Annotated in this window: 10 protein-coding genes and 2 pseudogenes; 10 read left to right on the top strand and 2 right to left on the bottom strand. The window is 74.9% G+C overall.

Annotation, left to right across the window (positions count from 1 at the left end):
- The first annotated feature begins 88 nt into the window (after positions 1 to 88).
- Both ABD993_RS09470 and ABD993_RS09465 read left to right on the top strand, forming a co-directional pair.
- On the top strand, positions 89 to 1,114 hold the full coding sequence (locus tag ABD993_RS09470) for a LacI family DNA-binding transcriptional regulator (RefSeq protein ID WP_345414794.1): 1,026 nt from the start codon (positions 89 to 91) through the stop codon (positions 1,112 to 1,114).
- Complete coding sequence (locus tag ABD993_RS09465) at positions 1,111 to 2,367, top strand: DUF4032 domain-containing protein (RefSeq protein WP_345414792.1); 1,257 nt, start codon at positions 1,111 to 1,113, stop codon at positions 2,365 to 2,367. Before ABD993_RS09470 ends, ABD993_RS09465 begins: the two co-directional genes overlap by 4 nt.
- A gap of 103 nt (positions 2,368 to 2,470) precedes the next feature.
- Here ABD993_RS09465 and ABD993_RS09460 read toward each other — a convergent pair whose 3' ends face one another.
- Complete coding sequence (locus ABD993_RS09460) at positions 2,471 to 5,002, bottom strand: hypothetical protein (protein ID WP_345414790.1); 2,532 nt, start codon at positions 5,000 to 5,002, stop codon at positions 2,471 to 2,473.
- A 115-nt stretch (positions 5,003 to 5,117) separates the two neighbouring features.
- Between ABD993_RS09460 and ABD993_RS09455 the strand changes: the two genes are divergently transcribed.
- A complete protein-coding gene (locus ABD993_RS09455) occupies positions 5,118 to 5,600 on the top strand; it encodes a MarR family winged helix-turn-helix transcriptional regulator (RefSeq protein ID WP_345414788.1) in 483 nt (160 codons plus the stop codon).
- 37 nt (positions 5,601 to 5,637) lie between these two features.
- Positions 5,638 to 6,540, top strand: a complete 903-nt coding sequence (locus ABD993_RS09450) for an NADP-dependent oxidoreductase (RefSeq protein WP_345414786.1) — start codon at positions 5,638 to 5,640, stop codon at positions 6,538 to 6,540.
- 1 nt (position 6,541) lies between these two features.
- Here ABD993_RS09450 and ABD993_RS09445 read toward each other — a convergent pair whose 3' ends face one another.
- Positions 6,542 to 8,074 carry a class I adenylate-forming enzyme family protein gene (locus ABD993_RS09445; protein WP_345414784.1) on the bottom strand — a complete coding sequence of 511 codons (1,533 nt, stop codon included), beginning with the start codon at positions 8,072 to 8,074 and terminating at the stop codon, positions 6,542 to 6,544.
- A gap of 561 nt (positions 8,075 to 8,635) precedes the next feature.
- On the opposite strand from ABD993_RS09445, the gene ABD993_RS09440 reads away from it, so the two are divergent.
- From ABD993_RS09440 to ABD993_RS09415, 6 genes and pseudogenes are all read left to right on the top strand, one after another.
- A complete protein-coding gene (locus tag ABD993_RS09440) occupies positions 8,636 to 8,878 on the top strand; it encodes an FCD domain-containing protein (RefSeq protein WP_345414782.1) in 243 nt (80 codons plus the stop codon).
- Between the two features lie 166 nt (positions 8,879 to 9,044).
- Positions 9,045 to 9,503 (top strand): DUF222 domain-containing protein, encoded by a 459-nt coding sequence (locus tag ABD993_RS09435; RefSeq protein ID WP_345414780.1) that lies wholly within the window; start codon positions 9,045 to 9,047, stop codon positions 9,501 to 9,503.
- A 110-nt stretch (positions 9,504 to 9,613) separates the two neighbouring features.
- A pseudogene (locus ABD993_RS09430) lies at positions 9,614 to 9,769 on the top strand (SDR family NAD(P)-dependent oxidoreductase); the annotation flags it as partial.
- A 61-nt stretch (positions 9,770 to 9,830) separates the two neighbouring features.
- Entirely contained in the window at positions 9,831 to 10,052 is a 222-nt protein-coding gene (locus tag ABD993_RS09425) for an SDR family oxidoreductase (protein WP_345414778.1), read from the top strand.
- 115 nt (positions 10,053 to 10,167) lie between these two features.
- Positions 10,168 to 11,820, top strand: a complete 1,653-nt coding sequence (locus tag ABD993_RS09420; RefSeq protein WP_345414776.1) for a sigma-54-dependent Fis family transcriptional regulator — start codon at positions 10,168 to 10,170, stop codon at positions 11,818 to 11,820.
- A gap of 86 nt (positions 11,821 to 11,906) precedes the next feature.
- Positions 11,907 to 12,055, top strand: a pseudogene (locus ABD993_RS09415) (alcohol dehydrogenase catalytic domain-containing protein); the annotation flags it as partial.

The following is a 12,055-nucleotide window of genomic DNA, read 5'->3' as shown; positions in this document are numbered from 1 at the left end:
AGATCCCGACATCCGGCAGCCTCGAACCGCAGACTGCGCAGGAAATAGTTATGCAAGCGCTTCCGGCTGCCGCGTTATGATCCCGGTCGTGTCCGCCCCGACGGAGCGTGCGGTCAACCTCGCCGACGTGGCCCGGTTGGCGGGGGTCTCCCCTGCCACCGCCTCGCGTGCGCTGGGCGGACACCCGCACGTCGCGGCGGCGACCCGTGAGCGGGTGCTGCGGATCGCGGACGAACTGTCCTATGTGGTCTCGCCGGACGCGTCGCGGCTCGCAGGCGGACGCACCGGCCGGGTCGCGGCGCTGGTTCCGCACCTGTCCCGCTGGTACTTCGCCGCGCTGGTGGACGGGCTCGCGGGGGCCCTGCGCGCGGCCGGTCTCGACCTGCTGCTGCACCCGGTGGGGGACGCCGACGACCGGGTCGAGTACTTCCGCAGGCTGCCTGCCCGGCGCGCGGTGGACGCGATCGTCACCGTGGCCTTCCCGGTCGACGACGCCGAACGGGAACGACTGGAGGGACTCGACGTCACGGTCGTCGCGGTCGGCGGGCAGGTCGGCTCCCACCCCTTCGTCACGATCGACGACGAGGCCGCGGGCCGCCAGGCCGTCGACCACCTGATCCACCTGGGGCACAGCAGGATCGCGATGATCGAGACGCTCGATCCCGAGCAGCGCGGGGACCAGCCGGCGGGCAGGCGGCTGGCCTACGAGCGGGCGCTGGCGGACGCCGGACACCCGCTCGACCCGGACCTGGACTGCACCGTGGAGTGGGGCGGGGAGGAGGGCGCGGACGCGATGGCCCGGTTGCTCGGGCTGCGGCACCCGCCGACCGCGGTCTACGCCCACTCGGACGAGGTGGCCCTCGGCGCCGTGCGCACCCTCCGAAGGGCCGGGCTCCGCATCCCCGCCGACGTGTCGGTGATCGGCATCGACGACGACCCGCTCGCCGCCCTCACCGACCTGACCACGGTCCACCAACCGGTGCGCGAACAGGGCACGCTGGCGGGGCACATGGTCGCCACCGCGCTGAGCGGGAGTGACCCCGGCCCCGGCATCGTGCTCCCGACCAGACTGGTGGTGCGGGGCAGCACGGCCCCGCCGAGAGGACTGCGATGACGGCGCCCGAGCTGATCCTGCGCGACCTGTCCCCCGGGTTGCTGGCCCTGCCCTGGGACCTGCCGCTGGCCGAGTGGAACCCCGCCGAGGTCCCACTGCGGGACATCGCCGTCGGGCCGTCGCGGCACCTGGTGCGGTTCGTCGAGACGGACGGGCGGCGGTGGGCGCTCAAGGAGCTCCCGCACCGGATCGCGCGGCGCGAGTTCACCGTGCTGCGCACCATGGAGGACGACGGGCTGCCCGCGGTGCGGGTCGCAGGAGTCGTCTACCAGCCCGAGGACACCGCGATCCTCGTGACGCACTACCTCGAGGGATCGTGGCAGTACCGGCGGCTGTTCATGCGGCTGCCGCCGAACCGGCCCGCGCACCGGGCCCGGCTGTTCGACGCGATGGCCTCGCTCCTCGTCGAGCTGCACCGGCACGGCATCTTCTGGGGCGACTGCTCGCTGGCCAACACCCTGTTCAGCCGGGACGGCCAGACCCTGCAGGCGTTCATGGTGGACGCCGAGACCAGCGAGATCCACCCCAGCCTGTCGGACGGGCAGCGGCAGTTCGACCTCGACATCCTGGTGGAGAACGTCGCGGGCGGCATGATCGACCTCGCCGAGCGGCTGGAGCGGCCCCCGGAGATCCATCCGCAGCTCATGGCCGAAGCCTTCGCCATCCCGGAGCGCTACAACGCCCTCTGGGACGCCCTGCACGCCGCCCCGACCTTCTCCTTCGGCGACCGCTACCGCGTCGAGGGCAAGATCCGCGAGCTCAACGACCTGGGCTTCGCCGTGGAGGAGGTCACCCTGCAGCCGAAGGGCGACGCCCCCGGGGAGCTGACGCTGCAGGTCGGCGTGGGCGACCGCCGCTTCCACGCCCGCAGGCTCGAGGAGCTGACCGGGCTCGAGGTGGGCGAGGGCCAGGCGACCGTGCTGCTCGGTGACCTGCAGGCCCACCAGGCCTGGCTCTCCCGCCGGGACGGCCGCGACCACTCGGACTCCGAGGCGGCGGCGAGCTGGATGGAGGTCTGCCTGCGCCCGGGCATCGAACGGGCGCACCGGGCCGTGGGCGGGGTGGGGTCGCCGGTGCAGGCCTACTGCGACCTGCTCGAGGTCCGCTGGATCCTGTCGGAGCGCGAGGGTGCGGACGTCGGGGACGCCCGGGCCCTCGCCGCCCTCGCGGGCCGCGCCCCCACCGACTCCGCCGCCCGCGCCGCGGTGGTGGAACCGAGCACGGGCTGGTTCACGGCCCCGCCTCCGGAGTGAGCGCCACCCACCGATCGCACGTTTCGTGCTCCCAGCGCGGCATGATCGCCGGTCGTGTGCGCTCAGCGCTGTGTGGACCGCGCTGAGAGCACGCGACCAGCGATCATGGGACGGGCCCGCCCGCGCTGAGCGCACGAAACGTGCTGTCCGCGCCGTCGAGCCTGCCGCGCAGGTCACGGGTGGCGCGGCAGTAGGCGGGCTCCTCCCAGTAGTCGGAGTGGCCCTGCCTGCACGGCTCCGCGATCCTCGTGTCGCCCGGCAGGCCCTCGATCTCCCCGCCGATGGGGTCCGAGGGACGCCAGAGGTTGATCCACCGCCCGTCCAGCCGGCGCTCGATCTCCGCGGTCACCGCCCCGTCGACCTGGGTCGGGAAGAACTCGGCGTACAGCCTGCCCCAGGGGGAGCCGTAGCTGAGCAGGGCGACGCCCGCGAGGTCGTGGACGCGGTCGTCCAGCAGCAGGGCGGCGTTCGCGATCACCGTGCCCTGGCTGTGCGGGGCAAGCAGGACACCGCCGCGGGCCGCGAGCTCGGCGCGCAGCTGCGCCTCCAGCTGCGGGACCGCGCGGTCGGAGTAGGTCGGCGGCGCGAGGGGGTGGAACCAGCGCGGCCAGAAGGTGCCGACGTCCCACAGCACCCCGACGCCCCGGCGGACGCTGCGGTCACGCAGGCCTGCGACGATCCGGCCGAGGATCGCCGCCGTCGGCAGGACGACGGCGACCGCCAGGCAGAGGTCCCGGAAGGTGCCGGGCGGCACGTCGATGCCCGCGATCCGCAGGCTGTGGCCGGTCAGCACGGCCCAGACGACGAGCGCCGTCACCGCCGCGATCCCGAGGACGACCACCGCCCCCACCCCCGGCCCCCGTCGCACCGCGACCACGCTCGCCACCAGCACGATCGGCACCGCCAGCAGCAGCACCACGCCGAGTGCGAACCAGCGCGGCAGCGCCGACACCGGGATCCCGGCTCGGACCTGCACCACCGACACGATCGTGAACACCGCCCCGACCGCCCCCACGACCGCGGTCAGCCAGGACGCCCGACGGGTGAGGGCGGGCACCACCGCGCCCGTGTCGGCCGGGGAGACCACGGCCACCAGCCACCGGACCGTCGCCGCCAGCGCGACGAGCGCGATGCTCGTGGTGATCGCCACCGCCAGCCAGTCGACGAACAGGTCCACCTGCGGCGCGAACCCGCCGACCCCGGCGACGAGCCCGGCGGCCCGGCTGATCAGGCCCGAGCCGAAGCCCGCGCCGATGCTGGCCGCGAGCAACAGCACCGCGGCCGGGTTCGCGGCGCGCCTACCCCCGCCGTTGACCACGGTCAGCAGGACGACCGCGGCCAGGATCACCACGGCGACCCACACCGCGGAGCCGCGCAACAGCGGCAGGGACGCCCACCCCCGCACCACGGGCTCGGACCACCAGATCGGCAGCAGCGCCGCCAGCGCGACCGCCGCCACGGCCAGGCTCGCGACGACCCACCTGATCAGGAGGAACGCCCATCGCAGGCCGCCGTCGCCGGAGTCCGAGCCACGGTCCGGCGGGGCGTCGGCGCCGCGCCGCAACCCGATCCAGCAGAACAACGCGAGCACGGCGGCGAGAGCGGCGACCGCGAGGCCGAGGGTCGCGGTCCGCAACCCCGGCGCCGCCGTGCCACCGGTGGGCAGCGCGGCCAGCAACGCGGTCACCGCGAGCCCCGCGGCGAGGTGCAGCCTGCGCAGCGCCATGTTGAGCGCCCCGCTGTTCCAGAGCGTCCACTGGCGGTCGCCGAGGGTGCCGATCCCCACCGCGTCCCGCGGACGGTCCCACTGCTTCCCGAGTGCGAGCCACCAGGCCCAGGCGCGGGCGACCGGCCCCCGCGACGGCCCGGGGCGGGGCGCCATCGCCTCCGGCTTCGGCCTGATCCTGGTGAGGACGACGAGCCCGAAGAACGCCAGCGCGGTCAGCACGGTGCCCAGCCCGGCCAGCCCGACCGACACGATCCGCCGTTGGTAGAGCCACTGCCAGGCGACCAGGTCGGACAGCACGATCTGCACGGACACCACGAACACGACCGTCACGAGCACCCCGACGATCCGCACCAGGAGCGTGGCCCACCGCAACCGCAGCCCCCGACCCGCCGGACCCGCCACCATCCAGCCCGCCAGGTTGGCGATCATGAACGGCAGCAGGAGCAGGTAGAAGGCCTGGTACCACTTCCCCGACGTCAGCGAGCCCCAGGACCACGCCCGCAGCCGGGGGTCCCGGCGCGGCGCTCGCCAGACCGTGATCTCGTCCGCACCCGGTTCGGCCCGCGGGTGGGCGTCCCGGTCCGCCGGGCACCCGCAGTCGTGCTCGGCGCCCGGCTCGTCCTCCACCGCCGTCTGCTGCAGCATCGACTCGGGCGACGCCCCCGCCACCCCGTGGACCCGCAGCTCGTGTGCCTCGTCGCCGTTCATCGCCACAGACCGTAGGAGGCGCCCACCCTCCCCGGCGATACCGCCGTCGACGAGCAGTCGTCCGACGCCCACGACGAGGGCGAGCAGCGTCGACACCGCGGCGGGCGGGGCGCCCTTCGCGTCGTCCCGCCGCACGTGCGTGACCACGGCCCCGATCCTCAGCGCGGCGAGCGCGAACCCGAGGGCCGCGGGCAGCACCGCGGACCCACGCGCTGGACCCCGGTGGGCTCGGCGGCGATCCTCGACCGACTGGACATCGCGGTGTCGCCACGCTGACCGGCGGTCGGCGGGCGCGGTCCGGGAGGGTGCCGGGGTGACCTCTCCGCCCGGTGGCCGGCTCGACGCGGACCAGCAGCGCGCCTGGCTGGCGTTCATGCGGCTGCACCTGCGGATGGCGTACGAGATGAACCGCCGGCTGCATGCCGACACCACCCGGTCGCTGTCGGACTACCACGTGCTCACCGCCCTGGACGCGGAGCCCGCGGCGGCGATGTCGGTGACCGCGCTGGCCGCGGCGATCGGCTGGGAGCGCAGCCGGGCCTCCCACCACACCAAACGGATGTCCGCGCGCGGGCTCGTCGAGATGCGCCCGGCCGCCCACGACCGGCGGGTCACCGACGTCTCGCCGACCGACAGCGGGAGGGCGGCGCCGGCCGCCGCCGCTCCGGGGCACGTGGAGCCGGTGCGCAACCTGTTCTTCGACGGCCTGCCCCCCGCCCTGGTATCGCGGCTGGCGGAGCCCCTGGAGGCGGTCTACGGCAACGTGCTCGAACGGGGGACGCTCCCGCGGGTATAACGTGACATGTCATGTTGTTGCGGGGGGAGGACCTCCGATGACCACGGCTGTCACGATCTCCGGCTACGGGCCGCCGTCAGTGCTGCACGTCGACGAGATCGAGGTCGGTGCGCCGGGCCCGCGACAGGTTCGGGTCGCCGTGACCCACGCCGGCGTCGGGCCGACCGACCTCGCCATCCGGGCGGGTCACCTGGACGCGGTGTACCCCGTGCGTCCGGGCGGGGTCCTCGGGTTCGAGGCCGCGGGCACGGTGGAGGCGGTCGGCGCGGAGGTCGACGGCGTCGCGGTGGGGGACGAGGTCGCGGTGCACCTGCCGGGACCGCTCGGCGGCTACGCCGCGGCGGTGGTCGCCGACTACTGGGTGCGCAGGCCCCCGTCCGTGTCGCCCGCCGTCGCCGCCGCGCTGCCCGCGTCCGGGGAGGCTGCGGTCCGCGCGCTCTCGCTGCTCGACGTGCGGGCGGGCGAGACCCTCCTGCTGCTCGGGGGGAACGGGTCCGTCGGCGCCATCGCCCTGCAGCTCGCGCTGGCGCGGGGCGCCACCGTGGTCACCACGGTCCGGCCCGCCGACTTCGCCGCGGTCGAGGCACGGGGTGCCGTCCCGGTCGACTACCACCGACCGCTGGGCGAGGCCGTCACGTCCGGTGTGGACGCCGTGCTGGACGCCTCGGGCCACAGCGACCTGCGGGCCGCGGTGGCGCTCGCGGGCGGGCCCGCCCGGGTCCTCACGCTCTCCGACCCGCGGGCGGGCGAGCTCGGCGCCACCCTCTCCAGCCCTGATCCGGCCACGGTCGGCGCGGGCCTGCAGGAGGCGATGGACCGCCTCGCCGACGGCTCGCTGACGGTGCCGGAGCCGACGGTCCTGCCCCTCGACCGGGCCGCCGACGTCCACACCCGACTCGAGGCCGGGACCCTGCGCGGCAAGGTCGTCCTGGCCCTGTAGCTCAGCGCAGGGCCGCCGCGAGCTCCCGGATCGCCACCCGGTTCGGCTTGCCCTGCTCGGTAAGGGGGATCGAGTCCACCGGGACGACCTGCAGGGTGGCCGCGACGGCCTCGCCGTACTGCGCGGCGACGGCGGCACGGCAGTCCGCGACGTCCACCCGCCCACCCGGCCACGCCTCGGCGGCCGCGATCCGCACGCCGGGACGATGGTCGACTCCGCACGCTCCGTCTCCGCGCCGATGGTCGACTCCGCACGCTCCGTCTCCGGGCACCGGGTCGGCGACGAGCACGGCGTACCGCACGCTCGGCAGCGCGCAGAGCGTCTGCTGCAGCTCGGTCGGGGTGACCGCGCCGAGCTCGCCGATGTCCGACTCGCGGCCGAGGATCCGGAGCATGTCCTCATCGTCCAGACAGCCGAGGTCGCCGGTGCGGTACCAGCCGTCGACGAAGTGCTCGGCCTCCTCGACCGGGCGGTTCGTGTAGCCCTGGGCCATGGCGGGCGAGCGGACCTCGATCGCGCCGGCGCGCGGGTCGAGCGTGCCGTCCGCCGCGCGGAACCGGACGTCGACGCCCGGCACGATCCGCCCCGCGCACCGGAACCGGGAGGACCGGTCGTGCTCGGCGGGCGGCAGCGCGGACACGATGCCGATCTCGCTGGCCCCGTAGGTGTGCATGACGACCGGCCCCAGGTTCCGTCTCGCCCGCCTGCGCAGCACCGGCGCCGCCATCGCTCCGATGTGGACCAGCGCGTGCAGCGACGACAGGTCGTGGTCCGCGACGGCGGGGGCGTCCATCAACCCGAACAGCTGCGGTTCCACCAGGAACAGGTGCGTGATCCGCTCCCGCTCGACCGCCTGGAGCGTCGCGACGGGCTCGTAGTGGTCCTGCAGGACCACCAGGCCGCCGCCGAGCAGGGTCTGGTCGACCAGGATCTGGGTGAGGTAGGCGAGCTTGCCGTTCGCCAGCTGCCTGCGGGCCGGGTCCACCGGCGCGGCGACCGCCGTCGAGTACGACGCGAAGTCCCGACGGCTGCCCTTCGGCACCCCCGTCGTCCCGCCGGAGGAGATCAGCACGGCCGGGTCCTCGGGGCGCGCCCGGCAGGCGAACGGCTCAGCGGACTCGGCGGCGGCGAGCACGTCCAGCCGCAGGTCGGCCCCCTCGCCGACCGACGCGACAGGCGCCTCGACCCCGGCGGGCAGCAGGTCCGCCGTCTCCGGGAAGACGACGAGCAGCCGCGGCGCGAACTGCGCGATCATCCGCGCCCGACGTTCGGGGGCCGGCGGCACGGACAGGTAGACCGCGGCGGCCCCGACCAGGTGCGCGGCGTAGCGCACCATGAGCGCCTCGGGCCGGTTCGGGGCGATCAGGGCGACCAGGTCGCCCCGGCCCACCCCGAGCCCGTCGAGCGCCCGGGCGTGGCGGCGGACGTCCGCCAGCAGGGCCGCCCCCGTCGTGTCGGCGCCGTCGCAGCGCAGCACGGGCCGCGAGCCCGCCTCCTCCAGGACCTCGACGAGGTCCGCGATGTAGGTGGTCATGGCCCCACCGTCCGCCCCGTCGCTTCACTCCCGCTTCAACTCATCGGTGACCGAGCGCCCGCGTCGGGGTGTCCAGCAGGACGGGGACGTCGTCTGGGAGCACCACGGCCTGGATGAGCGGGAACCCCTCCGCCGGGGTTCAGCGCCGCGGCGGTGTCGACCCGGAGGGCGGTGGCCGACGTTCCCGTCCGGCTCCACCGTCGACCCGAATGCCGTGTCCGACTCCCCTCGGTCACCATGCATCTGACCGGTGTGGGTGAGTGACCCCGCGGCGTCCGGTTCGTTGATCCGGTCAGAGGCCGCGCGCACGGCCTCTGGAGAGAAACGACCTCGGGTCGGGTATCGCCCGCTCCTCGCCCAGCCATCGCGGCTCGAACCGGCAGGACGCGTTCCCGACCCGAGGCTCTCTCCGGAAGCGCCACTCGTGTGGCACGAGCGCCGTTCCGTGGACCCTCGAGCCACACGAGCTCCATGTCATCCCCGGGCGCGCGCGATGGCGTCCGCGGCCCAGGGGGTCACCTCGGCCCAACGGCCTCGGCCACCAGACTGCGGCCGTGGGCCATGGCGGTCCCGGCGAAGGGCCACCTCGACCGCGCCCGGAGACCGGGCCTGCAGGAGACCCCGACCCCGGCCCTCGCCGACCAGCACGTCGAGATCTTCGACGCAGTCCTCGCCGGCGACACCGCCCGCGCCCGCGCAGCGACGCGCCGCCACCTCTTCGACGACGTCGAGGAGCTCCGCGAACGCTCCCCCGGACTCTTCGGCCCCGCCCCGGTGCGGCGGAACATCGTGGTGTGGGAGTGAGAGCGACCGCTCGAAGCGCATCGCAGGTGGGAGGAGCCGGGCCGCCGACGCGGCCCCGGTTCCGACGCGAAACGGTGTCGGCCAGTCGTCGCAGAAGGTTGACCGCTCGTCCTCCACCTGCGAAGACAGCTCCGACTCGAACACCTGGTCGACGAGAATCGGGCCCATGACGACCGCCCTCGCCCCGCCGACCGAGACCCCCGTCCCGGCCGCCGAGGGCGAGCCTTCACACCTCGAGGACCTCGTCGCGCTGCGCAACCGCATCGACGCCGAGATCACCGAATCCACCCGCGCCTACGCCCGCGCCGAGGTCGCCCCGGAGAAGTTCACCGCCCGCGCCCGCGCCGCCCGCCGCGACCGCCACATCACCATCAGCCCCGCAGGCGACGGCATGGCCCTGCTACGCGCCTACCTCCCCGCCGAACAGGGCATCGCCTGCCACGCCGCCTTGCGCAACGCGGTCACCCAACACCGGCTCTCCCCCGAGCCGGTCACCCGCACCCGCGGCCAACTCATGACCGACACCCTCGTCGAACACCTCACCAGCCCCGCCCCCACCCAACCGGTGACCGCGGCGGGAGATCCAGGTCCTCGTCCCCTCGAGTCCCTCGTCGACACCGCGTAGTCCACCAGCAGCAGCCGCGGCCAGAAGAGGTGGTTGGAGATCATGCCGAGGAACCGGGTGGCGGCGAGCTCGGCGTCGTCCACCCGGGCGGTGGGCTCGACCTCCAGGTAGTGCCCTGGACCGCCGCCGTCGAGGCCGCGGAGGCGCGCTTCGGCCCGCTGTCCGTGCTGGTCGACAACGCCGGCGTGCAGAACCCGCCGGTGCCGCTCGAGGCGCTGGACCGGGAGGCCTGGGACCGCACGCTGGCGACCAACCTGACCGGCGCCTACCTGGGGATCAAGGCGGTCACCCCGTCGCTGCGCCGGGCCGGGGGCGGCGCGATCCTGCGTGATCGCCACGCCGATGATCACCGAGCCGATCGCGGGCGGCCCGCCCCTCGCGGAGTTCTTCTCCCCCGAGCCCTACGCCGTCCCGCGGCTGGGCGATCCGGCCGACGTCTCCGCGCTGGTGCTGCACCTCGCCTCGGCGGACTCGGCCTTCGTCACCGGCGCGGAGTTCGTGACCGACGGCGGCCAGCTCCTGGGCCCGGCGCTGCAACCGTCCACCTGACCGAGACGCCAGGTGACGGGGCGCCGGAACCGGCCGCGCGTGAGAGCATCCGGGCAGCCTGCTCCTGGAGTCGCCGATGCCTTCATCCCTGCCACGAGGGAACGCCGATGCGCCCGTGCGTCCGGAGATCGCGTCGTCCTGGCAGCGGGTGCGGGAGTCCGGGCTGGCCCCACAGGCCCTCGTCGACCCCGACGACGCCGCGCCCGTCGACCCGGGGAGCAGGCTGCGCCGCGCCGCGGACCCGGTGCTCGCCGAGCTCGCGGGCGCACTCGAGGGGTCGCCGTTCACCCTGGTGCTCGCCGACCACGAGGCCCGGCTGGTCGACCTGCGGTTCGGCACGGCGGCGGCCCGACCGGTGTTCGAGCGGCTCGGGGTGGTGCTCGGCCGGACCTTCACCGAGGCCGAGACCGGTACGAACTCCATCGCGACGGCCTTCGAGACGCGCAGGCCCATCTCGGTCCGCGGCGCCGAGCACTACCTGGAGTCCTTCCGGGACTTCGCCTGCCACGGGCTGCCGATCGTGGATCCCGCGACCCGGCGGGCGGCCGGCGTCCTGGACATCACGTGCCTGGAGGAGGACTCCAGCCCGCTGCTCGGGCCCTACCTGCTGCGCGGGGTGCGGGACATCGAGACCCGGCTGCTCGGCGACACCCGACGCGCGCACCGCGTCCTGCTCGACGCCTTCGACGCGGCCGCGGCGGCCGAGGCGGGCGCCCTGGTCGCGCTCGGCCCCGATCTCGTCCTCACCAACGATGCCGCCGCGGACGTCCTGCAGCCCGCGGACCACGCCGCGCTGCAGACGCTGGCCGGGGAGCTCGTGCGGGCCACCGAGTCGACCTGGCGGTGCGTGGTCGACCTGCAGTCCGGCGGGCCGGTCGGGCTGGAGGCGACCCGCGTGGACGGCGGCGTGCTGATGCGGCTGTCCCCGGCGTGGCGGCGCGCGCCGGTGCCGCGCGGTCGGCTCGCCGCCGCACCCGCGGAGTGGCAGGCCTGGCCTCCCGAGGAGCTCGAGCGCTATCGCACCCAGGGCACGTCGGTGCTGGTCCGGGGCGAGTCCGGGACCGGACGCCGGACCGTTGCCCGGGCCATCGCGGGCCCCGCCCGCACGGGGGCGGGCAGGGCCGAGCCGGATCGGGAGGAGCAGCCGGGCCCCGCCACCGTGGAGATCGACGGGCCCACGGCGGACCGGGACACGATCGCGACCCTGCCCGCGGCGGCGACCACGATCGTGGTCACGGATGCCGACATGCTCGCGGACCCCGTCGCCGTCGCGCTGGAGCGGCTCGCCCGGGAACGCAGGCTGGTGCTGACGGTCTCCGAGTGCGCGCTGACCGGGCGTGTCGCGGCCCTCGCGGCGCGGTGCCCGGTGCACCTCGACCTGCCGACGCTGCGGGCGCGGCGCGACCGCATCCCGGGGGTCGCGGCGGGGCTGTTGCACCGCCGCTCGGGGGGCGCGCTGCGGTTCACCCCCGGGGCCCTCCGCGCGCTCGCCGCCCTGGACTGGCCCGGCAACCTCGCCGAGCTGACCGCCGTCGTCGAGCACGTGGTGGAGCGGCGGCAGGTCGGCGACGTGACCGAGGCGGACCTGCCCACCGGGCATCGGGAGCGGCGGGCGCCGCTGTCCGGCGCGCTGCCCCAGGCGGAGTGCGACGCCGTCGTCGACGCCTTGCGGACCTGCTCGGGCAACAAGGTTCACGCCGCCAAGATGCTCGGAATCAGCCGCACCACGCTGTACCGCTACATCCGACAGTTCCGTATCGACGCGTAGCGCGTGTGTCACATCTGCACAGATAGCGATGCGGCCACGCGACGAGGGTGGGAGGCCGGAACCCCCCCACCTGTCGAGGAGGACATGTGAAGACGAAGGCTGCAGTCGTCTACGAGACCGGCAAGCCCATCGAGATCGAGGAGCTGGACCTGGACGGCCCCCAGGCCGGCGAGGTCCTGATCCGCTACACCTACGCGGGCCTGTGCCACTCCGACGTGCACATCTCCCACGGTGA

Origin of the sequence: Pseudonocardia xishanensis, from assembly GCF_039541715.1 — a bacterium.
In the GTDB taxonomy this organism is placed as follows: Bacteria; Actinomycetota; Actinomycetes; order Mycobacteriales; family Pseudonocardiaceae; genus Pseudonocardia; species Pseudonocardia xishanensis.
This window is presented reverse-complemented; position numbering and strand designations above follow the sequence as displayed.